The sequence below is a fragment of the Pseudomonas sp. LS44 genome (assembly GCF_024730785.1).
Lineage (GTDB): Bacteria > Pseudomonadota > Gammaproteobacteria > Pseudomonadales > Pseudomonadaceae > Aquipseudomonas.
The window spans coordinates 2,120,057-2,145,568 of record NZ_CP102830.1 but is presented as its reverse complement, the minus strand read 5'-3'; the positions used below and the strand labels follow the sequence as shown (position 1 = coordinate 2,145,568).

19 protein-coding genes are annotated in these 25,512 nt (G+C 64.7%); 12 read left to right on the top strand and 7 right to left on the bottom strand.

The annotated features are described in order from the left end of the window. Positions 1–82: 82 nt before the first annotated feature. The 11 genes from NVV93_RS09545 (at position 83) to NVV93_RS09495 (ending at position 13,549) form a co-directional block, all read left to right on the top strand. Positions 83–1,267, top strand: a complete 1,185-nt coding sequence (locus tag NVV93_RS09545; RefSeq protein WP_258254197.1) for an acetyl-CoA C-acyltransferase — start codon at positions 83–85, stop codon at positions 1,265–1,267. Beyond that, positions 1,267–2,040 (top strand): SDR family NAD(P)-dependent oxidoreductase, encoded by a 774-nt coding sequence (locus NVV93_RS09540; RefSeq protein WP_258254196.1) that lies wholly within the window; start codon positions 1,267–1,269, stop codon positions 2,038–2,040. The genes NVV93_RS09545 and NVV93_RS09540 overlap by 1 nt, the downstream gene beginning before the upstream one ends. 389 nt (positions 2,041–2,429) lie before the next feature. Further along, the gene (locus tag NVV93_RS09535; RefSeq protein WP_258254195.1) at positions 2,430–3,476 is read left to right on the top strand and encodes a LacI family DNA-binding transcriptional regulator; all 1,047 of its coding nucleotides are present in this window, start codon (positions 2,430–2,432) and stop codon (positions 3,474–3,476) included. Between the two features lie 51 nt (positions 3,477–3,527). Beyond that, positions 3,528–4,832 (top strand): MFS transporter, encoded by a 1,305-nt coding sequence (locus NVV93_RS09530; RefSeq protein WP_258254194.1) that lies wholly within the window; start codon positions 3,528–3,530, stop codon positions 4,830–4,832. Between the two features lie 34 nt (positions 4,833–4,866). Continuing rightward, positions 4,867–6,150, top strand: coding sequence for a histidinol dehydrogenase (hisD, locus tag NVV93_RS09525; protein ID WP_258254193.1), 1,284 nt, complete (start codon positions 4,867–4,869; stop codon positions 6,148–6,150). 4 nt (positions 6,151–6,154) lie between these two features. Next, positions 6,155–6,595 (top strand): thioesterase family protein, encoded by a 441-nt coding sequence (locus NVV93_RS09520; protein WP_258254192.1) that lies wholly within the window; start codon positions 6,155–6,157, stop codon positions 6,593–6,595. After that, a complete protein-coding gene (locus tag NVV93_RS09515; RefSeq protein WP_258254191.1) occupies positions 6,592–7,494 on the top strand; it encodes an SDR family oxidoreductase in 903 nt (300 codons plus the stop codon). The genes NVV93_RS09520 and NVV93_RS09515 overlap by 4 nt, the downstream gene beginning before the upstream one ends. A gap of 41 nt (positions 7,495–7,535) precedes the next feature. After that, positions 7,536–9,119 (top strand): arylsulfatase, encoded by a 1,584-nt coding sequence (locus tag NVV93_RS09510; protein ID WP_258254190.1) that lies wholly within the window; start codon positions 7,536–7,538, stop codon positions 9,117–9,119. A 346-nt stretch (positions 9,120–9,465) separates the two neighbouring features. Beyond that, the gene (locus tag NVV93_RS09505; protein ID WP_258254189.1) at positions 9,466–10,647 is read left to right on the top strand and encodes an acetyl-CoA C-acetyltransferase; all 1,182 of its coding nucleotides are present in this window, start codon (positions 9,466–9,468) and stop codon (positions 10,645–10,647) included. A gap of 247 nt (positions 10,648–10,894) precedes the next feature. Continuing rightward, the gene (locus tag NVV93_RS09500) at positions 10,895–11,743 is read left to right on the top strand and encodes a 3-hydroxybutyryl-CoA dehydrogenase (RefSeq protein WP_258254188.1); all 849 of its coding nucleotides are present in this window, start codon (positions 10,895–10,897) and stop codon (positions 11,741–11,743) included. Between the two features lie 12 nt (positions 11,744–11,755). Then, positions 11,756–13,549 (top strand): acyl-CoA dehydrogenase, encoded by a 1,794-nt coding sequence (locus tag NVV93_RS09495; RefSeq protein WP_258254187.1) that lies wholly within the window; start codon positions 11,756–11,758, stop codon positions 13,547–13,549. Between the two features lie 193 nt (positions 13,550–13,742). Here NVV93_RS09495 and NVV93_RS09490 read toward each other — a convergent pair whose 3' ends face one another. Then, the gene (locus tag NVV93_RS09490; RefSeq protein WP_258254186.1) at positions 13,743–14,471 is read right to left on the bottom strand and encodes a hypothetical protein; all 729 of its coding nucleotides are present in this window, start codon (positions 14,469–14,471) and stop codon (positions 13,743–13,745) included. Positions 14,472–14,944: 473 nt separating this feature from the next. Between NVV93_RS09490 and NVV93_RS09485 the strand changes: the two genes are divergently transcribed. After that, positions 14,945–16,270, top strand: a complete 1,326-nt coding sequence (locus NVV93_RS09485; protein WP_258254185.1) for an MFS transporter — start codon at positions 14,945–14,947, stop codon at positions 16,268–16,270. Positions 16,271–16,305: 35 nt separating this feature from the next. Here NVV93_RS09485 and NVV93_RS09480 read toward each other — a convergent pair whose 3' ends face one another. The 6 genes from NVV93_RS09480 to NVV93_RS09455 form a co-directional block, all read right to left on the bottom strand. After that, positions 16,306–18,870, bottom strand: a complete 2,565-nt coding sequence (locus tag NVV93_RS09480) for a LuxR C-terminal-related transcriptional regulator (RefSeq protein ID WP_258254184.1) — start codon at positions 18,868–18,870, stop codon at positions 16,306–16,308. Positions 18,871–19,249: 379 nt separating this feature from the next. Beyond that, positions 19,250–20,608: a DUF1329 domain-containing protein gene (locus NVV93_RS09475; RefSeq protein WP_258254183.1), complete on the bottom strand. Its 1,359-nt coding sequence runs from the start codon at positions 20,606–20,608 to the stop codon at positions 19,250–19,252. Positions 20,609–21,130: 522 nt separating this feature from the next. Then, positions 21,131–21,586 carry a MaoC family dehydratase gene (locus NVV93_RS09470; RefSeq protein WP_258254182.1) on the bottom strand — a complete coding sequence of 152 codons (456 nt, stop codon included), beginning with the start codon at positions 21,584–21,586 and terminating at the stop codon, positions 21,131–21,133. Positions 21,587–21,818: 232 nt separating this feature from the next. Then, complete coding sequence (locus tag NVV93_RS09465; RefSeq protein WP_258254181.1) at positions 21,819–22,958, bottom strand: acyl-CoA dehydrogenase family protein; 1,140 nt, start codon at positions 22,956–22,958, stop codon at positions 21,819–21,821. A gap of 13 nt (positions 22,959–22,971) precedes the next feature. Beyond that, positions 22,972–24,165: an acyl-CoA dehydrogenase family protein gene (locus tag NVV93_RS09460; protein WP_258254180.1), complete on the bottom strand. Its 1,194-nt coding sequence runs from the start codon at positions 24,163–24,165 to the stop codon at positions 22,972–22,974. A gap of 12 nt (positions 24,166–24,177) precedes the next feature. Then, positions 24,178–25,365, bottom strand: a complete 1,188-nt coding sequence (locus tag NVV93_RS09455; RefSeq protein WP_258254179.1) for a lipid-transfer protein — start codon at positions 25,363–25,365, stop codon at positions 24,178–24,180. Between the last annotated feature and the right edge of the window lie 147 nt (positions 25,366–25,512).

Genomic DNA, 25,512 nt, shown 5'->3' with positions numbered 1-25,512 from the left:
ACCGCTGTCGACCTGAACGCCCGCCCCTCTCCCTGGCCCTCTCCCAGCGGGAGAGGGAACCAAACCAAGGACATCCTGAACCATGAAAGAAGCCGTCATCCTCGCCACCGCCCGTACGCCGATCGCCAAGGCGTTTCGCGGTGCCTTCAACAACACTCCGTCGCCGTCCATGGCCGCCTTCGCCATTCGTGCCGCCGTCGAGCGCGCCGGCATCGAAGCCGCCGAGATCGAAGACCTGGTGATGGGCACCGGCATGCCCGCCGGCACCGCCGGCTGGAACCTCGGGCGCATGAGCGTGTTGGCCGCCGGCCTGCCGCTCTCGGTCAGCGGCCAGACCCTCGACCGCCAGTGCGCCTCCGGCCTGATGGCCATTGCCACCGCCGCCAAGCAGATCATGGTCGACGGCATGCAGGTCACCGTCGGCGCCGGCCAGGAGCACATCAGTCTGGTGCAGAACCGTCACATGGAATGGGTCGGCGAGTACCACGACGCCCAGGTGCTGGACAACGTGCCGACCGCCTATATGCCGATGCTGCGCACCGCCGAGCTGGTCGCCGCGCGCTATGGCATCAGCCGTGAAGCGCAGGACGCCTACTCGCTGCAATCGCAGCAGCGCACCGCCGCCGCCCAGGTCGCTGGCCTGTTCGACGGCGAGATCGTGCCGGTCAGCGTGAGCAAGTCGGTGACCGACAAGGCCACTGGCGCAGTCAGCTACGAGCAGGTCAGCCTTTCGCTCGACGAAGGCAACCGCCCGCAGACCGTGCTTGACGACCTCAGCAAGCTCAAGCCGGTGATCGAAGGCGGCTGCATCACCGCCGGCAACGCCAGCCAGCTGTCCGACGGCGCCAGCGCCTGCGTGCTGATGGATGGCCGCCTGGCCGCGCAGCGCAACCTGCAACCGCTGGGTCTGTATCGCGGCATCGCCGTCGCCGGTCTGGCGCCGGAAGAGATGGGCATCGGCCCAGTGCTGGCCGTGCCCAAGTTGCTCAAGCAGCACGGCCTGACTGTCGACGACATCGGTCTGTGGGAACTCAACGAAGCCTTCGCCTGCCAGGTGCTGTATTGCGCCGAGAAGCTGGGCATCGACCCGGCCAAGCTCAACGTCAACGGCGGCGCCATCGCCATTGGCCACCCGTACGGCATGAGCGGAGCGCGGATGGTCGGCCATGCGCTGCTGGAAGGTAAGCGCCGTGGCGTGAAGTACGTGGTGATCACCATGTGCGTCGGCGGTGGCATGGGTGCCGCCGGCCTGTTCGAGGTGCTTTGATGGACAAGAATATTTTCTCGCTCGCTGGCAAGACCGTCCTGATTACCGGCGCTTCCAGCGGCATTGGCGCGCACTACGCCAAAACTGTCGCTCAGTACGGCGCACGGGTGATTATCGGCGCGCGCCGCGTTGACCGCCTGGAGCAACTGGCAGGGGAAATCCGCGCCATGGGCCGTGAGGTACTGGCGGTCAGCATGGACGTCACCCACCGCGAAAGCGTCGAGGCGGCCTTCGACGCTGCGGAAGCTGAATTCGGCGTGGTCGACGTCGTGGTCAACAACGCCGGCATCGGCCAGGAAAAGCGCCCGCTGGAAATCACCGAGGAAGACTGGCGCGCCATGCTGTCGACCAACCTCGACGGTGTCTGGCGCGTCGCCCAGGTTGCCGCGCAACGCCTGGCGAAAGCCGGCCAGCCGGGCAACATCGTCAACATCGCCTCGATGCTCGGCCTGCGCGTCGGCGCCAACCTCAGCCACTATTGCGCGGCCAAGGCAGCGGTGGTGCAGCTGACCAAGTCGCTGGCACTGGAGTTGGCGCGCAACAAAATCCGCGTCAACGCCATCGCCCCCGGCTACTTCAAGACCGAGATCAATGACGAGTTCTTCGACACCGAAGCCGGGCTGGGCTACATCCGCCACCAGGTGCCGATGCGCCGTCTAGGCCAGCTGGAGGAACTGGACGGCGCCCTGCTACTGCTCGCCAGCGATGCCGGCTCGTTCATGACCGGCTCGGTACTGTCGGTGGACGGTGGACAGGCCAACAACCAGGTCTGATCGATCTTCCCAGTCATAAAAAGGGCGCCTCAGGCGCCCTTTTTATGCACTGCCGAAGGTGGAATGGCTTCGCGGTTCTCCGCCCTACGAAGTGGCTGGCTCCTACAAGAGCGGTGCCTGCCTGGGACCTCGGCGATTTGCAGATCGGTTGCGCGCCATGCTGTCGACCAACCTGGACTGTGTCTGGCGATTCCTATTTCGACAGCGAAAGAGCCAGGCTAGCGTCGCCCTGTTCATTCAAAGAAGCACCTCGCTTTTCGCTGATTGGAAGGAAAGCTCGCTGGACGTCGACCGACGGCCCCCTCTCTTGGGGTGGGCAACGAAACCCAAAAGCTCGGCAGCATGAGCCTCATCTGTGCACACGATTGCACAACCCTTGAGGCCCCGACATGGCTCGCAACATTTCCTCTCCTGACAAACCAATCCGTGCGGTCGCTCCGGCTGGCCAGCGGATCACAGCCAGGGTCCTTGCCGAACGGCTCGGGGTTGCCACGTCGACCATCACCCGAGCGTTCGACAAGCAGTCGCGCATCTCCGCTGAGCTGCGCCAGCGCATCCTCGCCATGGCCAATGAGCTGGGTTATCGGCCCAATGCCATTGCCCGCTCGCTGAACCAGCGACGGACCGGCATCGTCGCGCTGGTCACCGGCAACATGCTCAACCCGTTCTACCCCGCCGCCATCGAGGAATTTTCGCTGCAACTGCAGCAGACCGGCCGCCAGCTGCTGCTCTTCGTGGTGCAGCCAGGTGGCGACGCGGACGAACTGATGCCGCAACTGCTGCAGTACCAGGTCGATGCCATCGTGGTGACCGCGGCGAAGCTGTCTTCGCACATGTCGGATATGTGCGGGCGCCAGGGTGTTCCGGTGGTGTTCATGAACCGCCGCGTCGAGGACCCGACCGTCTGGTCGGTGTGCTGCGATAACGAGCGCATGGGAGCTGCGGTGGCCGAGTACCTGGTGGGCAAAAATCGCCGCGCCTGTGCCTTCGTCTCCGGCGATCCGAACATCTCCACCACGGCTGACCGCCTGCGCGGCTTCGAGCACGGCCTGGCCATGCACGGCCAACGCCCGGTTGCCTGCGTGCAGGGCGGGTACAGCTACGAAGGAGCGCGAGACGCGGCGGCCCAGTTGTTTGGCGCCGGCCAGCCCGCCATCGATGCGGTGTTCTGCGCCAACGACGTAATGGCCCTCGGCGTGCTGAGCCACCTGCGCCTGAACACTTCCCTGCGCGTGCCCGAGGACGTGGCCGTAGTTGGCTTCGACGACATCCGTGCCGCCGCCTATGCGGAGAATGACCTGACCACGGTGCACCAACCGGTGCGCGAGATGATCGCTTGCGTCATTCGGCTGCTCGATGAAGGCCGCCCGAGCGGCAGCGTGGCCGAAGCGCTGCGCGAAGTGCCGGGGCGACTGGTCATTCGCTCCTCCGCCTAGCACACAGCCCCGGCAAACCCATCACAACAACAAGAAAACCAGGAGACAGGCATGAACCCGACAGAGTCCACCGACGACAGTGCGATGTACCGCAAGATCAGCTGGCGCATCATGCCGCTGCTGATGGTCGCCTACGTGGTGGCGTTCCTCGATCGCATCAACATCGGCTATGCGCAGCTGCAGATGAAAGAGACGCTGGCCTTCAGCGACGCCGTCTACGCCCTGGGCGCGGGAATCTTCTTCATCGGCTACCTGCTGTTCGAAGTGCCAAGCAACCTGCTGCTGGAGAAGGCCGGTGTGCGCAAGACGCTGCTGCGCATTATGGTCTGTTGGGGCATCGTCGCCATGGCGATGATGTTCGTGCAGACGCCGACGCAGTTCTACGTGCTGCGCTTTCTGCTCGGCGTCTTCGAAGCCGGTTTTACCCCCGGCGCCCTGCTCTACCTGACCTACTGGTACCCACCGGCGCGGCGCGCGCGGATGATCGCAGTGTTCCTGCTCGGCGCCATCATCGCCAGCCTGATCGCCGGGCCGCTGTCGGGCGTCATCATGAAGTTCCTCGACGGCATCAACGGCTGGCACGGCTGGCAATGGCTGTTCCTGGTGCAGGGCCTGCCTGCCCCGCTACTCGGCCTGCTGGCCTGGTTCGTCCTCGTCGACCGCCCCGAACAGGCAGCCTGGCTGAGCGCCGAGGAGAAAGTCCGGCTGCGCCAGCAGTTCGACGCCGAAAGCCAGTCGGCCAGCAAGGCCAACCACGGCTCGCTGCGCGACCTGCTGGGCGATCCCAAGGTCTGGACGTTGTCGCTGGTCTATGTGCTGATGGTCGCCGGGACCTACTTCATCGCCTTCTCGACGCCGACCCTGATCCGGAGCTGGGGCGTCGCCGACGTGCTGGAGATCGGGCTCTACGCCACGCTGCCGCAACTCTTCGCCATTGCCGGCGTGATCCTGCTCGGCCGCAGTTCCGACCGCCACGGCGAGCGCCGCTGGCATTTCACCGCCGGCGCGCTGACGGCCGCCAGCGGCATGGCACTGATCGCCCTGGCCGAGGGTCAGCTCGGCCTCTCGCTGGCCGGCCTGTGCCTGGCCGTACTCGGCCTCACCTCGGTCACCCCGGTGTTCTTCGCCCTGACCTCCGACTACCTGCCACGCGCCTCGGTGGCGGCCGGCATCGCCCTGGTCAGCAGCCTTGGCAACCTCGGCGGCGCCATCAGCCCGTCGGTTACCAACGCCCTCAACGCCGCCAGCGGCGGCACGGCCTACAGCCTGTACTTGGTGATGAGCCTGTACCTGCTGGCCGCATTCATCGTCCTGACGGTCGCCCGGCCGCCAGTCCCCGTTTTTCAAGCCGCCTGAGGCGGCATTCCCTGGAAAGCTATAGGTAATTGCCATGATCCAACAGCTCAAGAAAGGCCAGGCGGCCCAAGCCAAGGCCAGCAACCAGGCGCAGGTACGCGCCACCGTCGAAGGTATCCTCGCCGACATCGAAGAGCGCGGCGACGCGGCGGTGCGTGAGTACTCGGCGAAGTTCGACAACTGGTCGCCGGACAGCTTCCGCCTCAGCCAGGCGCAGATCGACGCCTGCATCGCCGGCCTGTCGCAGCAGACGCTCGACGACATCAAGTTCGCCCAGACGCAGATCCGCCGTTTCGCGCAGATCCAGAAGGACTCGATGCACGACGTCGAGGTCGAGACGCTGCCGGGCGTGGTGCTCGGCCATCGCAACATTCCGGTCAATTCGGTCGGCTGCTACATCCCCGGCGGTAAGTACCCGCTGATTGCCAGCGCGCACATGAGCGTGCTCACCGCCAAAGTGGCCGGCGTCAAGCGCGTGATCGCCGCCGCGCCGCCGTTCGAAGGCCAGCCCTGCCCAGAGATCGTCGCCGCCATGCACCTGGCCGGCGCCGATGAGATCTACTGCCTCGGCGGTGTGCAGGCGGTCGCGGCGATGGCCATCGGCACCGAGAGCATCACCGGCGTCGACATGATCGTCGGCCCGGGCAACGCCTTCGTGGCCGAAGCCAAGCGCCAGCTCTATGGCCGCGTCGGTATCGACCTGTTCGCCGGCCCGACCGAGACCATGGTGATCTGCGACGACACGGTGGACGCCGAACTGGTCGCCGTCGACCTGCTCGGCCAGGCCGAACACGGCCCGACCTCGCCGGCCTATTGCGTGACCACCAGCCAGAAGATCGCCGAGGAACTGCCGGCTGCCATCGAACTGGTGCTGGCGCGCCTGGACACCGCACCGGTGGCGAGCGTCGCCTGGCGCGACTTCGGCGAGATCTACCTGTGCGACAGCGACGAGGAAGCCCTGGAGGTCTCCGAGCGGCTGTGCTCCGAGCACGTGCAGGTGATGACCAAGGACCCGGATTGGTACCTGCAGCGCATGACCAGTTACGGCGGCCTGTTCCTCGGCCACCGCACCAACGTCAGCTACGGCGACAAGGTGATCGGCACCAACCACACGCTGCCAACCATGGGCGCCGGCCGTTACACCGGCGGGCTGTGGGTCGGCAAGTTCATCAAGACCCACACCTACCAGCGCGTACTGACCGACGCGGCCAGCGTAATGGTCGGCGAGTACTGCTCGCGCCTGTGCGGCTACGAGCATATGTCTGGACACAAAGAGCAGGCGGACATCCGCGTGCGCCGCATGAAGCAGGAGGCCTGAAGCCATGAGTAAACCCGCACCGCATAACCGCAGCGAATACCGCTACTTCCGCGACATCACCACGCGCTGGATGGACAACGACGTCTACGCCCACGTCAACAACGTCATCTACTACAGCTGGTTCGACACCGTGGTAAACGGCTGGCTGCTGGAGCAGAACGTGCTGGATTTCACCGACAGCCCGGCGGTCGGCCTGGTGGTGGAAACCCACTGCAGCTACTTCTCGTCGATCGCCTTTCCGGATTTGGTGCGCGCTGGTCTGCGCGTCACCCGTCTGGGCACCTCGAGCGTGCGCTACGAGGTCGGCCTGTACGCCAACGACAACACCGAGGCCTCGGCCCAGGGCCACTTCGTCCACGTCTACGTCGACCGCGTGACGCGCCGCCCGGTGCCGCTGCCGGAGGCACTGCGCCGTGCGCTGGAGACTATCGAGGTCGCCGAATGAACGACTTCAACGGCCGCGTAGCGGTGATCACCGGCGCGGCCTCGGGTTTCGGCAAGGCCTTTGCCGAGATGGCAGCCGGCCTTGGCATGAAGCTGGTACTCGCCGATATCCAGGCCGAGGCGCTCGACGCCACGGTGGCCGAACTACGCGCCCGCGGCGCCGCGGTGATCGGCTTGCGCACGGACGTCTCCCAGTCTGAGCAGATCCAAGCGCTGGCCGATGCGGCCATCGCTGAGTTTGGCGCAGTGCACCTGTTGTTCAACAACGCCGGCGTGCTCGCCGGCGGCCTGGTCTGGGAGAACAGCGAGAAGGATTGGGACTGGGTGCTGGGCGTCAACGTGCGCAGCGTGATCCACGGGGTGCGCATCTTCACCCCGTTGATGCTCGCCGCTGCCGCGGCCGATCCTGGCTATGAGGGGCACATTATCAACACCGCGTCGATGTCCGGGCTGCTCAACGCACCGACCATGGGCGCCTACAACCTCAGCAAGCAGGCCGTGGTATCGCTCAGCGAGACGCTCTACCACGACCTCGCCCTGGTCTCCGAGCAGGTGCATTGCTCGGTGCTCTGCCCGTACTTTGTGCCCACCGGCATCAGCCAGTCCGCGCGGAATCGTCCGGGTGAGCTGGCCAACGCCACTGGCCTGACCCGCTCGCAGGCGATCGCCCTGGCCCAGAATCAGAAGGCCACCGGCTCCGCCAAGGTCAGCGCCGAGCAGATCGCCCAGCTGACCTTCGAGGCGATTCACCAGGGTGGCTTCTACATCTATTCGCATCCCCACGCCATGGGATCGGTGCGCGAGCGCTTCGAGGCGATTGTCGAGCAGCGCAACCCGCCCGATCCCTATTCCGAACGACCGGAACTGCGCGAGCAGTTGGTCGAGGCGCTGCGCGGCTAAACAACCCAGCTTTAGGCATTAACGTTCACGGGAGAGACTTCATGCTCAAACACATCAAGCGTCTGGCCCTGGCCGGCGCTTTGCTCGCCGCGCCACTGGCGCAGGCCGCGGACCAGCCCAACATTTTGGTGATCTGGGGCGACGACATCGGCTGGCAGAACGTGAGTGCCTACGGCATGGGCACCATGGGCTACACCACACCGAACATCGACAGCATCGGCACGCAGGGCATTCGCTTCACCGACCACTATGGGCAGCCGTCGTGCACCGCCGGTCGTGCGGCGTTCATCACCGGCCAGTACCCGATCCGCTCGGGGCTGACCACCGTGGGCCTGCCGGGTGACAAGCTCGGCCTGCAGGCCGCCTCGCCAAGTCTCGCTGAAGTGCTGAAGCAGGCCGGCTACCGCACCGGCCAGTTCGGCAAGAACCACTTGGGCGACAACAACGCCAACCTGCCGACGGTACATGGCTTCGACGAGTTCTACGGCAACCTCTACCACCTCAATACCGAAGAGCAGAGCGAGTATCTGGACTACCAGAACTACGCCAAGACGTATCCCGGCGGCCCGGAGGCCTACGCCAAGAAGTTCGCCACCCGTGGTGTGCTGCACACCTTCGCCAGCGACAAGGACGACCCGACGCTAGACCCGCGTTTCGGCCCCGTCGGCAAGCAGACCATCAAGGACACCGGAGCGCTTACCATGCAGCGCATGGAAGACTTCGACGGCGCCGAAGTGATTCCCATGGCGCTGGATTTCATGCGCAAAGTGAAAAAGGAAGACAAACCCTTCTTCGTCTGGCTCAACACCAGCCGTATGCACCTGTATACCCGCCTCAACGACAAATGGCGCACCGCCGCCGCACCGTACACCCATGAGGACGACACCCAGGGCAGCGGCATGCTGCAGCACGACCACGACATCGGCCAGGTACTCGATTTCCTCAAGGCCAACGGCCTGGATGAAAACACCATCGTCTGGTACTCCACCGATAACGGCCCGGAACACTCCTCCTGGCCGCACGGCGCGACCACGCCCTTCCGCGGCGAGAAAATGACCACCTACGAGGGCGGTGTGCGCGTGCCTTCGATGCTGCGCTGGCCGGGCATGGTCCAGCCGGGGCAGATCAAGAACGGCATCCAGGCGCACCAGGACATGTTCACCAGCCTGGCCGCCGCGGCCGGTGTGGCGGATGTGGCCGAGCAGGTGAAGAAAGACAAGAAGCAGTACATCGACGGCATCAACAACCTCGACTACTGGTCCGGCAAGTCGCCAGAGAGCAAGCGCACCAGCATGCTCTACTACATCGAGAGCAAGCTCACCGCCGTGCGCATGGGTCCGTGGAAGATGCACTTCTCCACCAAGGAGGACTACTACGCCGCTGTGCAGCCGCGGTTTGCCCCGCTGATGTTCAACCTGCGCAGCGACCCGTTCGAGAGCTATGACAGCAAAGACTCCTACGGCCAGCTGATCCAGAAAAACTCGTGGATCTCGGGACCGATGAGCGAGCTGATCGGCGCGCACCTGAAAACCCTGGCCGAGTACCCGCCAGTGCAGGCCGCCAAGTCGTTCGACCGCTCGAACCTGGTGCAGGACTTCCTGAGGAGCCAGCAGAAAGCGCCATAACGAAGGCTATATCCCAGTTACGTGTTGCAAGACTAGATTCGTAGGGCGGGTTAGCCGTAGGCGTAACCCGCCAGCCCTGCTGGAAACCGCTGCCCAGGGCGACGACGGTGGTTGCGCCGCTACGCGGCTAACCCGCCCTACAACAGAGCTGTGCAACACTTAACGGGTACATAGCCATGCTGAAACGTAGCGCGAAGGCTCCTGCGGTTCTGCTGAGGCGTCGCCAGCTCCACTTGATTGCAATGATCAGGGCAGCAGCCCATTTCCCCCACTCTCGACGAGTGGGGGAAATGGGCCACGTGCAAGGCATAGTTCACCTATTGGTTTCCTATGCCTCGGAGCACATATGCAAGAAGTCGTCATTGTCGCCGCCACCCGTACCGCCATCGGCAGTTTCCAGGGCTCCCTGGCCGGCGTGCCCGCCGTCGAACTGGGCGCTGCGGTAATCAAACGCCTGCTGGAGCAGACCGGCCTGAACGGCAGCGAAGTGGATGAGGTGCTGCTCGGCCATGTGCTGACTGCCGGCGCCGGGCAAAACACCGCCCGCCAGGCCGCGATCAAGGCCGGCCTGCCGCACGCAGTGCCGGCGATGACGGTCGGCAAGGTCTGCGGCTCCGGCTTGAAAGCCCTGCACCTGGCCACCCAGGCGATCCGTTGCGGCGACGCCGAGGTGGTGATCGCCGGCGGCATGGAGAACATGAGCCTGGCCCCCTACGTCATGCCCGGCGCGCGCACCGGCCTGCGCATGGGCCACGCCAAACTGGTCGACACGATGATCCAGGACGGCCTGTGGGACGCCTTCAACGACTACCACATGGGCATTACCGCCGAGAATCTGGTGGAAAAATACAGCGTCAGCCGTGAAGCCCAGGACGCCTTCGCCGCCGCCTCGCAGCAGAAAGCCGTGGCCGCCATCGAAGGTGGCCGCTTCAAGGATGAAATCACCCCGATCCTGATCCCGTCGCGCAAGGGCGAGCCGCTCAGCTTCGCCACCGACGAGCAACCGCGCGCCGGCACCAGCGCCGAAGCGCTGGCCAAGCTCAAGCCGGCGTTCAAGAAAGACGGCACGGTCACCGCCGGCAACGCCTCCACCCTCAACGACGGCGCCGCCGCGGTGCTGCTAATGAGCGCCGACAAGGCCAAAGCCCTCGGCCTGCCGGTCCTGGCGCGCATTGCCGGCTACGCCAACGCTGGCGTCGATCCGGCGATCATGGGCATCGCCCCGGTCTCGACGACTCAGCGCTGCCTGGCCAAAGCCGGCTGGCAGCTGGCCGACCTGGACTTGATCGAAGCCAACGAAGCCTTCGCCGCGCAGGCCCTGTCGGTCGGCCAGGAGCTCGGCTGGGACGCCAGCAAGGTCAACGTCAACGGCGGCGCCATCGCCCTCGGCCACCCGATCGGCGCGTCGGGCTGCCGCGTGCTGGTGACCCTGCTGCATGAAATGATCAAACGTGATGCGAAAAAAGGTCTGGCGACCTTGTGCATCGGCGGCGGCCAAGGCGTGGCCCTGGCCATCGAAAGAGCCTGACCCGTAGGGCGGGTGAAACCCGCATAGCAATTCAACAGCCCGCACCGCGGGTTGCACCCGCCCTACATTGGCAAATACCCAGCAGCAGGGTTGGGCTCACAATCGCCCGTTGGGCATCGCGGGCTCAGCCCAACCTACGTGGGAGCCGTAGCCCGGATGCAATCCGGGAGCAGTCCATGGCCGCAACACCGGCAACAGGGTTTGCATATTCAGGTGCGAGTCGCGCGCTAAAACAGGAGAAACCAGCATGACCATTCAGAAAGTCGCCGTCATCGGCGCCGGCACCATGGGCAATGGCATCGCCCAGACATGCGCGTCTGCCGGCCTGTCCGTGACCATGATCGACATATCCGACGCGGCCCTCGAGCGCGGCCTGCAGACCCTCGCCAGCAACCTCGAACGGTTGGTGAAGAAGGAGCGGCTGAGCGCCACCGAGCGTGACGCCACACTGGGCCGCATCCGGACCAGCACCGATTACGCCAGCCTGGCCGACGCCGACCTAGTCATCGAGGCGGCCACCGAGAACCTCGAACTCAAGCGTCGCATCCTGGCGCAGATCGATGCCCAGGTAACGGCCAACGCCCTGATCGCGACCAACACCTCGTCGATCTCGATCACCGAACTGGCCGGTTCGGTGCGCGGGCCGGAGCGCTTCATCGGCCTGCACTTCTTCAATCCGGTGCCGGTGATGACGCTGGTGGAAGTCATTCGCGGCCTGCAGACCAGCGATGCCACCCACGCGCTCGCCCTGGAATTCGCCGAACACATCGGCAAGACCGCGATCAGCGTGAGCAACGGTCCCGGTTTCGTGGTCAACCGCCTACTGATTCCGATGATCAACGAAGCGGTGTTCGTTCTTCAGGAAGGCGTGGCCAGTGCTGCAGACATCGACACTGGCATGCGCCTGGGCTGCAACCATCCGATCGGCCCGCTGGCACTCGCTGACCTGATCGGCCTTGACACCACGCTGGCGATCATGCAGGTGCTCAACGATGGTTTCGCCGATCCCAAATACCGCCCTGCACCGCTCCTGCGCGAGATGGTCGCGGCCGGCCGGCTCGGTCGCAAGAGCGGCCGTGGCTTCTTTGATTATTGAGAGACAACGTCCATGACTGATTACACCGCCCCCCTACGCGACATGCAGTTCCTCCTCAACGAACTCGGCCACTTGCAGCGCATCGCCGCCCTGCCCGGCTGCGAGGATCTGGGTAGCGATCTGGTCGATGCCATCCTCGCCGAGGCCGGCCGCTTCTCTGGTGAAGTGTTGTCGCCGCTGAACGTGATCGGCGACCGCGAAGGCGCACGCTGGAACGACGGCGAGGTGCGCACCGCTTCCGGCTGGAAGCAGGCCTACTCGCAGTTCGTCGAGGGTGGCTGGAACGCCCTGTCCTGCGAGCCGGAGTTCGGCGGCCAGGGCCTGCCGCGCCTGGTCTCGGCGCTGGTCGAGGAAATGTGGAATGGCGCCAACGTGTCCTTCGGACTGTGCCCAATGCTGACCCGTGGTGCCATCGAAGCCATCGAACTGCGCGGCTCCGAGCACCTCAAGGAAACCTACCTGCCGAAGATGGTCAGCGGCGAGTGGACCGGCTCGATGAACCTCACCGAACCGCAAGCCGGTTCCGACTTGGCTGCCGTGCGCAGCCGCGCCGAGCCGCAGGGTGACGGGACCTACAAGGTGTTCGGCCAGAAGATTTTCATCACTTATGGCGAACACGATCTCACCGACAACATCGTCCATCTGGTGCTGGCCCGCGTACCGGGCGCGCCGGAGGGCGTGAAAGGTATCTCGCTGTTCGTGGTGCCAAAGTTCCTGATCAATGCCGACGGCAGCCTCGGCGCACGCAACGACGTGCGCTGCGTGTCCATCGAACACAAGCTCGGCATCCACGGCAGCCCGACTGCGGTACTCGCCTTCGGCGACAAAGGCGGCGCCACCGGCTGGCTGGTCGGCGAAGAAAACCGCGGCCTGGAGTACATGTTCATCATGATGAACGCCGCGCGCTTCTCGGTCGGTATCGAAGGTATCGGCCTGGCTGAGCGTGCCTACCAGCGCGCCGTCGCCTACGCCCGTGATCGCGTACAAGGCGGCGAGTTGGGGGTTAAGAGCCGCGATAAAGTAGCGATCATCCGGCATCCGGACGTGCGCCGCATGCTGCTGTCGATGAAGTCGCGTACCGAGGCCATGCGCGCGCTGGCCTGCGAGGTGGCGGTGGCGATGGACATCGCCCAGCGCCATGCCGACGCCTCCGAGCGCCAGCAAGCGCAGGCCTTCGTCGACCTGATGATCCCGGTGATCAAGGGCTGCGGCACCGAGAACGCCATCGACATCGCTTCGCTCGGCGTGCAGATCCACGGCGGCATGGGCTTCATCGAAGAAACCGGCGCCGCCCAGCACCTGCGCGATGCGCGGATCACCAGCATCTACGAAGGCACCACCGGCATTCAGGCCGCCGACCTGGTCGGTCGCAAGATCGCCCGCGACGGCGGCCAGGCCATCCGCGCGCTGATCGAGCGCATGCGCACGGTCGAGGCGCAGCTGCGCAGCGGCGACGATGCGACGCTGCTGATCATCGCCCAGGCGCTGGGCGACGGCATCGACGCCCTGGAGCAGGCAATCGCTTTCATCGTCGCGCAGTACGGCGACCACCCGGCCAGGGTCCTGGCCGGTTCGGTACCGTTCCTCGAGCTGTTCGGTCTGGTCGCCGGTGGCTGGCAGCTGGCAGGCGCCGCGCAAGTGGCGCAGCAGCATCTGGCGCAAGGCGGCGACGCAGGCTTCTATCAGGCGAAACTGCACACCGCGCGCTTCTACGCCGAGCACCTGCTGGTCCGTGCCAACGGTCTGGTATCTGTCGTGCTGCAGAGCGGCGATGTCGTGCTGGCGATGGACGACGAACAGTTCTGACACTGGTGCGTCTCCATTAGAGCCGCCAGTGGAGCGTACCTTCGATCTGAATGGTCTGTTAACCACCCCCGGATTTCGCCGGGCAATCAGCAGGTCTTTCAGCTTCGTGCGAGCGAACCGCGACGACGCCGACCTTTTCGACAGAACCGGTCGAACGCCGTCGCAGGCCGGTGCGCTCAATGAGCTTGGCACCTCACTCGCTGATGGTCGCGGCGAGGTCGTCGAGGTCACTGATGGCGCGGTCGAGGTAGAAGGTGGCACCTCCGCTGAGGTGACCGTTGCCCTGTAGCAACTGACTCCTAACGAAGCGGTAGGTGTTGTCTATCTTGCCCAGCGCCATGGTGTGCTGTGGATAGCTGGCCTGCAGTTGTTCAAAGCGTTGGCTGACCTCGGCATCGAAATGCTGGACCTGCTCGCCGCTGAGCGCGAAGGGCTGTGGATCGGGCAATGGGTAGCCGCGCAATTGGTAGTCCAACAGCAACGAAGCCAGGGCCCTGCTCTGCGCGCCCAGCCCCTCCGCCAGGGGATCGCTGGGGGCATTCGTGGGGGTAGCGAGGGCTATCTGCTGCAGTGCATCCCTCGCCTCCAGCAACTGACGAACCAGCAGCGGAAACTGCGCCGCGTCTTCCCGAGGCAGTCCTTCAAGAGTTTCGAACACTGTTCTCATGGTCTGTAGCGGGCGGTGCAATGACTCCGAGCCACCCATCTGGACCGCCAGCGTATCGAGTGCCATGAGGTTGTGGTACACCGACGTCAGACCGCGAGCGTCGGGCTCGCGCTCGCGCGGATCGAAGTAGGCCATGGCACTGGCGCAGAGCAGCTTGCTGCGGCTGTCGATTTCGCTCAAGCGCTGCGCATCAAGCGCGTTTCCACTGGCCAGTAGGGGATTTAGCAGGCACAACAGTAGCAGGGTCTTTCGCATCGTCCGGTGTCCTTGTTTTTTGTTGTTGTGGCAGATCGACGACGAAACAAACCTGAGCCGGCAGAAACCAACCCAGAGCGCATAGGAAGCACTGGACGGCGCCTAGTGTGCACCTTCCTTTTCTGGGGGGCGCTGGGGTGGCCTCGCCTGGCTGCGACGGCATTGCTGAGGCGACACCCGCCGCCCTCCACCGCCCGCTTCCCTACCTGGCGGGCGGCTCGATCCACGCCGCTCCACCTGCATCGCACCGGCACCATGCCCGGAACACGGAAGGGGCTGTCTGCCATCACCGCAGATTGATTTTTTTTCATTAAAAATCAATTTGTTATAAAAATACGCGATCCGGAAAGGCCGTCCCTTGGTCGTCCCTATACTCGCCCTACGGCCTTGAGGACGCATTTACCGTCAGCACTGCATACCCGCCGTCACGCCCCTCTCGAGAACAACAAGCGGGCCACCCGCAGGAGCGACACATGAGCGACACCCTTGAGCAGTACCCGACCACCGCCATCGCGCCACCCGTGCCGAAGACTGTCTACGCCAAGGTGCTGTGGCGACTGATGCCCTTTCTGCTGCTGGCCTTCATCATCAACGCCATCGACCGGATCAACCTGTCCTTCGCCAAGCTGCGCATGGCCGAAGACATCCTGCTCAGTGACGCCGCCTATGGCATCGGCGCAGGGATCTTCTACCTCGGCTACATCCTCTTCGAGGTGCCCAGTAACCTCTATATGCAGCGGGTCGGCGCGCGCCAAACCCTGACTCGCATCATGGTGCTGTGGGGGATGGTGACCGTGGCGACCGCCTTCGTCACCACCGCCAACCAACTGATAGCCGCGCGCTTTTTGCTCGGCGTGGCGGAAGCCGGATTCTTTCCCGGGGTGATCCTGTACATGACCTACTGGCTACCCGCGTCCCTGCGCGGGCGGGTCACTGCCGCGTTCTTGATGTCGGCGATGGTTGCCGGGATCATCTGCGGACCGTTGTCCGGCGTGATCATGGCCCACCTGGACGGCTGGCTGGGCTTCAACGACTGGCAGGTGCTGTTCATTCTGACCGGTGCACCGGCCATCCTCCTCGGCGTATTCGGCTGGTTCTGGCTGACCGACCGTCCCGAGCAGGCCAACTGGCTGAGCGACGAGGAGAAGCGCCAGATCGCCCAGTCCACATCCAGTGAGCCACACACCGTGCGCAGTCACTTCGGCGGCGTGCTGCGCGATCCCCGCCTGTACATCGCCGGCCTGGTGTACTTCTGCATCTACAGCGGCTCGAACACCGTGACCTACTGGATACCGACGCTGATCCGCGGCTTCGGCCTGGAAGACCTGAAGCTGATCGGCATGCTCGCCGCCCTGCCATTCCTGGTCGCCCTGTGCGCCATGTACCTGCTGGGACGCAGTTCCGACCGGCACATGGAGCGGCGCTGGCACCTCGCCCTGACCATGCTGGTTGGCGCGGGTAGCTTCGCCCTGCTCGGCCTGGCGCAAGGCAATGTGGTGCTATCGATCTTCCTCATGAGCCTTGGCGCAGCCGCCGCGCTGTCGGCGATCCCGCTGTTCTGGACGATCCCGCCAGCGCTACTCAACAGCGCCGGCGCGGCGGGTGGCATCGCCATCATCAGCAGCCTCGGCAACCTCGCCGGGGTGCTCAGCCAAGCCGCCGTCGGAGCGATCAAGTCCGCTACCGGCAGTCTTTACCTGGCGTTCGATGTGATGGCCGCAGTGATGGTGCTGGGCGCGCTGCTCCTGCTGATCGGGATTCCGGCACATTGCCTCAGGGACAACCGACCTTCCCACTGAGTGGGATGCCGCAGGCCTCGTTCAGGGCCTGCGGATCACTCGATCAAGTCGTGCTTGCGGGCCCAGGAAATCGCGTCGTAACGGCTGGAAACGCCAAGCTTCGCGTAGATGTTCTTCAGATTCCATTTCACTGTTTCCAGCGAAATGTTCAGCTTCAGCGCCACCAGCTTGTTCGACATGGCCTGGCCGATCAGCTGCAGGATGGCCAGCTCGCGGGGCGTCAGCACCGCGGGTGCGCCGGCGCCGTCCGATTCAACGGAGTGCGGCGCCTGGTCCTGGCCGAATCGCGCCAGCAGCATCCGCACGTAGTCAGCTTGCTTGCCTGGCGGCAGCTGTTCGGCCAATGAGGCCAGCAGACGTTGCACTGCCGGGCCCTCGTCGAGGAAGGTGCGCACCAACCCCAGGCGCTCGCCGGCCTCGACTGCCTGCCGCAGCCATTGCAGATCCTGCGGGTTGGCCTGGGCCATCAGCAGCAAGGCGGTGACATCCCACTGCTCGCGGTGGTACTCGGAGGTGTAGCAGCGCACGGCTTCCAAGACCTCGAGCGCCTGCTGCGGCAGCTCGGTGGCCAGCAGCACCCGGGCCCGGGTCAGCGCCGCCAGGGCCGGAATCTCGGCCTGAAAGCCGCGCGCCTGCGCATAGCCAGCCGCCAGGGCATCGACTCGCGCGGCATGCTCCGCGGCCAGGGCGCGGTCGTTGCCGAGCAGCGCGATACGCACCTGTTCGGCCAGGCAGTGCACCAAGGCGCGGTCCAGGCCGAGATTACGGAAATGCCGCTCCTGACGCTCGAGGAACGCCAGGGCAGCGGCGGCCGACTCCTGGATCAGTACCAGACGTGCCTGGCAGATACTGGCCAGCAGCATGGTCTGCGGCATCGCCCACTGCAGCAGACTTTCGCGGTTCGCCAAGATCTCCCGCGATTCGTCGAGACGATCCTGCTCGCGGTACACCTCGGCAAGGTTCGCTGCGCTCAGGTAGGCGCTCACCGAGCGGAAGCCATGCAGCGCTATCGCCCGCTCCAGTTGGGCGACACCCACCCGCTCGGCATCCGCGATGCGCCCCTCGAGCATGTGACAGAGCATCCGCGTGCCTTCGGAGACCAGCGACAACTCCGAGTCGCGATCGGCCTCGATGATCGGATTCTGCTCCAGACAGCGCAGCGCATCGGCGTGCCGCCCCGCCGCCGAGTAGGCGATGGCCAGCAGGATCGGCGCGCCATAACGGGTCACCGGGTAGTCGTTGGACAGCGCCTGAAAACGCTCCAGCAGACCGATCACCGGGTCGGTGCGGTCCCGTTGGATTTCAATCGCCGCCTGCACCAGGGGCACACGGAAATCCTCGTCGGCCTGCTGCACCGCGCCGCTGCGGCGGAACTGTTCGAGCCAGAGCTCGGCCTTCCCCGGCCTGGCGGTCAACGCGTAGGCCATGCACCCGAGAAAGACCAATCGCGGCCGGGAAAACAGCACTTCCTGGGGCAGGCGATCGAGCAGACGCAACAACGGGCCGAGTTGCTCCAGGCTCCAGGAGGCCGGAGCCGCACGCTCGATTACCAGGGCGGCGAACTCCAGATCACCGCCCTGAGTGGCGTGCCGCACCGCTTCAGCCAGCAGACGGTGCTCGGCCAGCCAATGCGCCGCGCGCCTATGCAGCTCGCTGACCAGCGCCGGATCGCGCTGTTCGAGGCGCGTCGAAAGGAACTCGCCAAACAGCGGGTGAAAGCGATACCAGGGCTGCCGGTCATCGGACTCGACGCGGAAGATCAGCATGTTTTCTTCGTCGAGCCGCTTGAGCATCTCCTGGGCATTCGCGCTGCCGGTCACCGCCTCGGCCAGCGACGCATTGAAGCGTCGGCAGAGACTGATGCTTTCCATGAAAGCGGCCCGATCCGCCGGCAGATGGATCATCACGTCCTCCGCCAGGTAGGTATGCAGATCATCGGAGCGCCACACCAGCTCGCGCAGGGTGCCACGTGCCTGGGGGTTGCTGCGCAGCAGAATGACGATCAACTGCAGGCTCGCGGGCCAGCCGCGGGTCAGCTCATGAATGAGCTGCAGTTCTTCGGTGCTCAACTTCAGCGCCGGCAGGTTCTGCTCAAGAAATGCACGGGTCTCGCCCGCCTCGAACGGCAGGCCGACACAGTCCAGTTCCACCACCTGCCCCATCATCCGCAGGCGACTCAGGCTGAGCGGTGGCCCGACGCGGGAGGCAATCACGAAATGCAGGTTGTCCGGACAATGATCGAGCAGCTTCTGCATCAGCAGATGGGCGCGGGGATCAGTCACGTGCTGGTAATCGTCGATCACCAGGTACAGTTCCTTGGTCAGACTAGCGGCGCCGTCGACGATGCTGGCAACCATGGCATCGACGAACTCCGGCCGAGCCGACTCCAGTGGGATGCGGTTGTCGAGCGGAATCCCCAGGCGCTGTAGCGCGCCACGCAGGTAGGCGAAGAATACCGAAAGCTGCCGGTCGTCGGCACTCAGCGACAGCCAGGCCACCTCGGTGCCGTCGCGCATCATCGCCTGGCGCCACTGCGCCAGCAGGGTGGTCTTGCCATAGCCGGGACTGCCGACCACCAGCCCCACCCGACATTGGGTCATGAGCTGAAATTCGTCGAGGAGCCTCTGCCGAGGAATCGTCTGCGTGCCAATCCGCGGCGGCGAAAACTTCGTCGACACAAGCAGATTGTCGATATGCATGTCCAATCCTGCCTCCACTGCTCCAGTTACTCGCCAATGACACACTTCAGTCGGCAGGACGCTGCATGGGCGCGGCGATTCGAGTTCAAACATAAATCTTTGCCGACCCGGACAGGATACTTGCGCCCCGTACCGGATCACCATAAATGCAGAATGGACGACGAGCCAGCGCTGATGATGGGCCAGCTTTGTGGCCCACCGAGCGGTGGCTCGATCGTCTGTTGGGGGAAATGCGCATGCGGAGCCAGTGGCGACGCCGCATGCGCGATGCAGGGAAAACTCAGCGAATCCCGGTACCGGCGAGGTTGTCCGGCGTCCACTTGCTGTCCGGCAGCAGGCTGTTGCTGATCTTCAGACCGTATTTACCGGGCCACAGGTTGATGTAGTAGGTTCCGGCGATAACGTCGTAATGACTGACGGGCGTGTTGTTGATCGCCGACTGGTCGTACAGCGCGGTGATGTAGGAGAAGCCTGGGCGCCACAGCTGCCCACGACCGTCGTACTGATCGACCGCCAGAGCCGCCCAGCTGTCCTCGTCGAGGTAGTAGGTACGCTTCGCGTAGATGTGGCGCTGGCCTTCCTTCAGGGTCGCCTCGACCACCCACACGCGGTGCAGCTCCCAGCGCACTACGTCCGGATTGAGGAACTTGGGACCGACCACTTCGTCCGGGTTGTCGGCATAGGTGAAGCGATAGGTGTTGTACGGAACGTACAGCTCCTTCTTGCCGACCAGTTTCCAGTCGTAGCGATCCATCTTGCCGCTGAACAGGTTGGTGTCATCGACGGTGGACATGCCGGACGTGCTCGGGTTCGGCGTGTCGTAGGCCAGGTCCGGCGCCAGGCGCACGCGACGCTGCCCGGGCAGGTACTGGTAGGCGCGGCGACCGAGGGTGGTGTAGTCGATCGGCTCGGCGGTCTGCAGCGACTCACCGGCACGACGCGCCGGGCCGCTGTAGTTGGCGCGGGCACGGGTCATCAGGTTTTCATCGGCCGGACGCGATAAGTCGTAGAACGCCGATTCGTTGGCCCACATGCCCTGGGTGGAAATCACCTTGCGGCCGGAGGCGTTGACGTTGTAGGCAGTATATTTGGGTATGACGAAGCGCAGGCCCTGGAAACGCGCGATGTGGTTGAGCATCACCTCGTTGCCGGTCTTCGGGATCGGGAACGGGGTGCCCGCGCGAGCGCCCTGCACCGACAGGCCATCCGCGGACAGCGACGCGCGAGTGGCGTTCTTCACGGTGTTGTCGAGCACGAACTGCGGATAGGCCACGGTACGATGGGTCGGATAGACGTCGATGCGATAACCGGGCTGGTTTTTGAGCAGCGACTTGGCCCCTTCACTCAGCTTGGCCGCGTACTGATCCATGTTCTTCGCATCGATCGAAAACAGCGGCTTTTCACTGGCGAATGGATCGGGGCGAATGCCCGTGCTCGCATCGAAGCCAGCCGGTGCCGTGGTCAGGCCACCGGTGTACTCGGGAATCGAGCCATCCGCATTGCCGGCCTTTTCGGCTCCAAAAGAAGTCAGCGTGGTGCCCAGTTTCTGGGCCTCAGTTGCCGACACTGCCGCATGGAGCACGCCTGCATGCGCCGCCAGCAAGCCGGCCGCGATCAGGGTTTTTGTGAGTTTAGTCATGTCTCCACCTTTCTAGGGTCTGAAATCAAGTGATGCACGCCAGCCTCGGAGCCGCCAGAACAGCGGTATTCGGCAGGCGGGAGCACCTTCATCGATTGAATGAAACACACGAGCGGGCCATCGATGCAGAGCCCTAGCCTCGACTTGAGGGTAATGAGGGAAGCAGTGGGCCCGCCCCTCCCAAAGTGGAGTAATAGGGGGGGAGGGTGACCCGGTGACGACGCGTTCAAGCCGTCGCGCACCGGCCGCCTAGAACGAAAAAGGCCATGGCGCGGTGACCCGCCCCATGGCCTGAAAAACGCAAATTTGGCCCGCCGGAGACGACATCAATCTCCGGCGAGTCCACGCCACCGCGTCTAGTGGCCTGTACGGCTAGTGGATTAACTCAAGTTCGGATGCCAGAGGTTCCGAGACAAGGCGCCGCGACGAGTCATAGCAGGGCTATGGCGAGGAGCGGCAACGCAGTAGCGGGACGTCTGGCGCCGAAATTGACTAATTGAACTAGCCACACAGGCCACCCGCTTAGCCGAACACCCGCAGGATGGCTTCGGCCACGCAAGCGGGCTTCGCCACGCCTTCGATCTCGACGGTCATCTCATAGGTGATCTGTGCGCCATTGCCTGGCAGCGCTTCCCACGACTGCACCTTGAAGTGCGCGCGCAGGCGGCTGTCGACCGGCACCGGCTGGACGAAGCGCACCTTGTTCAAGCCGTAGTTCACGCCCATCTTCACGTTGCGAATCTCGAAGGCGTTGGTCATGAGGGTCGGCAGCAGGCTGAGGGTTAGAAAGCCGTGGGCGATCGGCTTGCCGAACGGTCCCTCGGCCGCGCGCTGCGGATCGACATGGATCCACTGCTGATCGCCGGTGGCCTCGGCGAAGGTATTGATGCGCTGCTGGTCGATGGTCAGCCAGTCGCTGGTGGCAATCACCTCGCCCACCTGGCCTTGCAGTTCGGTCAGATTCTCAAAGCTTTTCATCGGTACGTACTCGAATGAATTGGATACGAATGGTTTTTTGACTGTGTCCCCGTAACGTGTTGAGCAGCGCTTTTGTAGGGTGGGTTAGCCGCATAGCGGTGTAACCAACCAGCGGTGCTGACCTGGACATCGGCGTCCAGCAGGGTCGGTGGGTTACGCCTACGGCTAACCCACCCTACGGTTCAGCGTGTCGTCTCAGCACATAATTGGGACATCACCTTTTGGGGGCCGCCTACACGCCGAGCTCGGCCTGCAGCGCCGCAGCGCACAGCGCTTCGTGGCTGTCACTGCTGCCCAGCAGCAGGTCGGCGACCACAGCACGCTTGTAGTAGTGGCCGACCAGATATTCCTCGGTCATGCCGATACCGCCATGCAGCTGGATACCCTGACCGCAGACGACCTTCGCCGCCCGGCCGATCAGCATCTTGGCGGCCGACAGGGTCTTCAGGCGCGCCGGTTCCTCGTCATTGGCCAGCGAGGCCAGTGCCGCATGCAGCATCGAACGCGACAGCTCCAGCTCGGCAGCCATGTCGGCCATGCGGTGCTGCAACGCCTGAAAGGCACTGATCGGCACGCCGAACTGCTTGCGCACCTTGAGGTACTCGGCGGTGACTTCGATGGTCTTTTCCATCACCCCGATCAGCTCCGCGCACAGTGTCACGATGCCGCTGGCCAGGCCGGCGCGCAGTGCGCCGAGGCCCTGGCCGGCTTCGCCGAGCAGCGCATCCGCGCTTACCCGCACGCCAGCAAAGGTCAGTTCCTCGACCCAGCTGCCGTCATGCAGCGGCAGCGCCTGGCGGGTCAGCCCGGCGCTGTCGCCGTCGACCAGCAACAGGCTGATGCCCGAAGTTCCTTCGATCCGCGCAGAGACGATAAAGGCCTGCGCGCCGACCGCACCGAGCACCAGCGACTTGCTGCCGTTCAGCACAAAGCCGTCGCCCGTGCGCTCGGCGCGCAGCGCGACGATGTCCGGCATGCCGCGCGAGGCCGGCTCGCTGTAGGCCAGGGCGAGGCGATAGCTACCATCGGCCAGCTGTGGCAGCAGCGTCTCCTGCTGCGCCGGCGTGCCAGCGGCGACCAGGGTCTGTGCCGCCAGCACTGCGCAGCCGAGGTACGGCTCGAGCACCAGGGCGCGGCCCAGTTCCTGGCTGATGATCACACTGTCCACCAGCGTGCCGCCGAGACCGCCGTACTCTTCGGGCAACGCAGCCATCAGCCAGCCGTTCTCGGCGAACAGCTGCCAGTTCGCCGCACTGCCGTTGCGACCGCTGTGCAGCAGCGCGGTGCGCGCCTCGAAGCCGTACGCCTTGTCGACGTAGCGGCGCACGCTGTCCTGCAGCAGCTTCTGCTCGGACGTCAGTTGGAAATCCATGCCTGCTCCCCTCTCAAAATTGGAACAGCATCTTGGCGATGATGCCCCGCTGTACCTCGCTGGTACCGCCGTAGATAGTCGATGCCCGACGCAGGAACATGTCGTTGGCAATGCCGCGGGCCAGCGCCTGCAGCGGATAAGGCTGCGCGGGCGCCGCCTCGTGCGGATGCGGATAGGCAATGGCACCGTAATCGCCGAGTGCCTCGAGCTGCGCCTCGGTGATGCGCTGCTGCAGCTCGGTGGCGCGAACCTTCAGCATCGAACCGAGCACATGCGAGGCCGGATCGTGCTGCTGCTCCAGGCGCGCGACGCGCTGCACCAGCATGCCGATGGCTTGCAGCTCGGCATCCAGGCGCGCCAGCTTGAGGGCGAACGCCGGCTGCGCACCGAGCGCCTGGTCGCCAACGCGCAGCGCCGTGGCGAACTGGCGCAGCTCGCGCATGTAGCGCTTGAGCTCCGGCAGGTCGGCCGTGGTGGCGTGCTCGTTGTTGAGCAGGAACTTGGTGATGTTCCAGCCCTGCCCTTCGGCACCGATCAGGTTCTGCACCGGCACCCGCACGTTGTCGAAGAAGGTCTCGTTGAGGTGGTGCGCATCGTCAATGCTGCGAATCGGCCGCACGGTGACGCCCGGGGTTTTCATGTCCACCAGCAGGAAGCTGATCCCCGCCTGCTTCTTGCCTTCCGCGCTGGTGCGCACCAGCAGGAAAATCCAGTCGGCGTCATGCGCGTAGCTGGTCCAGATCTTCTGGCCGTTGATGATGTAGTCGTCGCCATCGCGCTCGGCGCGGGTGCGCAGCGAGGCCAGGTCGGAGCCGGAGCCCGGCTCGGAGAAACCCTGGCACCACAGGCGCTCGCCACGGAAGATGGCCGGCATGTGCTCGGCCTTCTGCTCGGGCGTGGCGAAAGCGTTCAGCACCGGGCCGAGCATCTTCTGCACGAAGCCGTCCTGGGTCGGCGTGCCGGCGGCGCTGCACTCGTCGTCGAACACCAGGATTTGCGGCACCGACCAGCCGGTGCCGCCGTGTTCCGTGGCCCAGTACGGCGCGCCCCAGCCTTGCGCATCGAGCAACTGCTGCCAGCGCTGGATCTGCTCGCGCGGCGAGCGCACGCAACGCTGCAGGCCTTTCAGCTCGGCCGGCACCTGCGCGATGAACTGCCGGACGTCCTGGCGGAACGCCTCGAGGCCGGCATCGGGTTGAAAGTCCATGGCGGGTCCCCGTCAGTCTTTGCGGTACATGGTGACCACGGCCGCACCACCGATACCGATGTTGTGCTGCAGGGCGATGCGCGCGCCCTCGACCTGGCGCTGCTCGGCCTGGCCGCGCAACTGCTGGACCAGCTCAGTGCACTGCGCCAGACCGGTGGCGCCGATCGGGTGGCCCTTGCAGAGCAGACCGCCGGACGGGTTGACGACGAATTTGCCGCCGTAGGTGTTGTCGCCGTCGTCGACGAACTTCTGCGCGCCACCTTCCGGGCACAGGCCGAGCGATTCGTAGGTCAGCAGCTCGTTCTGCGCGAAGCAGTCGTGCAGCTCGACCACGCTCACATCCTTGGCGCCGATGCCGGCCATCTCGTAGACCTTGTTGGCCGCCGCGCGGGACATCGAGTAACCAGCGAGATCACGCATGTCGCCGGAGGTGAAGGTTTCCGCGCCGTCAGTAGTCAGCGCCTGGCCAGCGATGGACACGCGGCGGTCGAGGCCGTGCTTCTTCGCGTAGGACTCGCTGCACAGGACCACAGCGCCGGCACCACAGGTCGGCGGGCAGGCCATCGAGCGAGTCATCACGCCCGGCCACATCACCTGCTCGGCGAGCACGTCTTCGACGGTGACGATCTTGCGGAACACTGCCTTGGGGTTGTTCGCCGCATGGCGGCTGGCCTTGGCGCGGATCTTGGCGAAGGTCTCCAGCGGCGTACCGAAGCGCTTCATATGCTCGATGCCGGCGCTGCCGAAGATGCGCAGCGCCGAGGGGATGGCCGCGGCGCCCGGCACGTTGCGGTCGCACTGGTCGAGGAAAAGCTCCAGCGGGCTGGGACGGTCAGCGAAGGCACTGGGGATGGCGCCGGGGACCATCTGCTCGAAGCCGAAGGCCAGCACGATGTCGACCATGCCGCTGGCGATCGCCTGGTTGGCCAGGAACAACGCGGTGGAGCCGCTGGCGCAGTTATTGTTGACGTTGATGACCGGAATGCCGGTCATGCCCACGTTGTAGAGCACGCGCTGACCACTGGTCGAATCGCCAAAGACATAGCTCGCGTAAGCCTGCTGGATCGACTCATAGCCGACACCGGCGTCCGCCAGGGCGATGCGCACCGCTTGCTCGCCCATCACCGGATAGGTTTCGCTCTGACCGGGCTTGGTGAATGGAATCATGCCAACACCGGCGACAACGACTTTCTGCGTCATGTCTTTCTCCTCTCGTTTTTCTGTTAGTCACCGCCACCAAACCGACCCTGACGGGCAAGGCTGGCGTGCGGTGAAACCATGAATTTCAGGGTATGCATCGAAAGCGCTAGCTGCCCCTCCCCCTCCAGGCAGTCGTAGGGGGGGGGC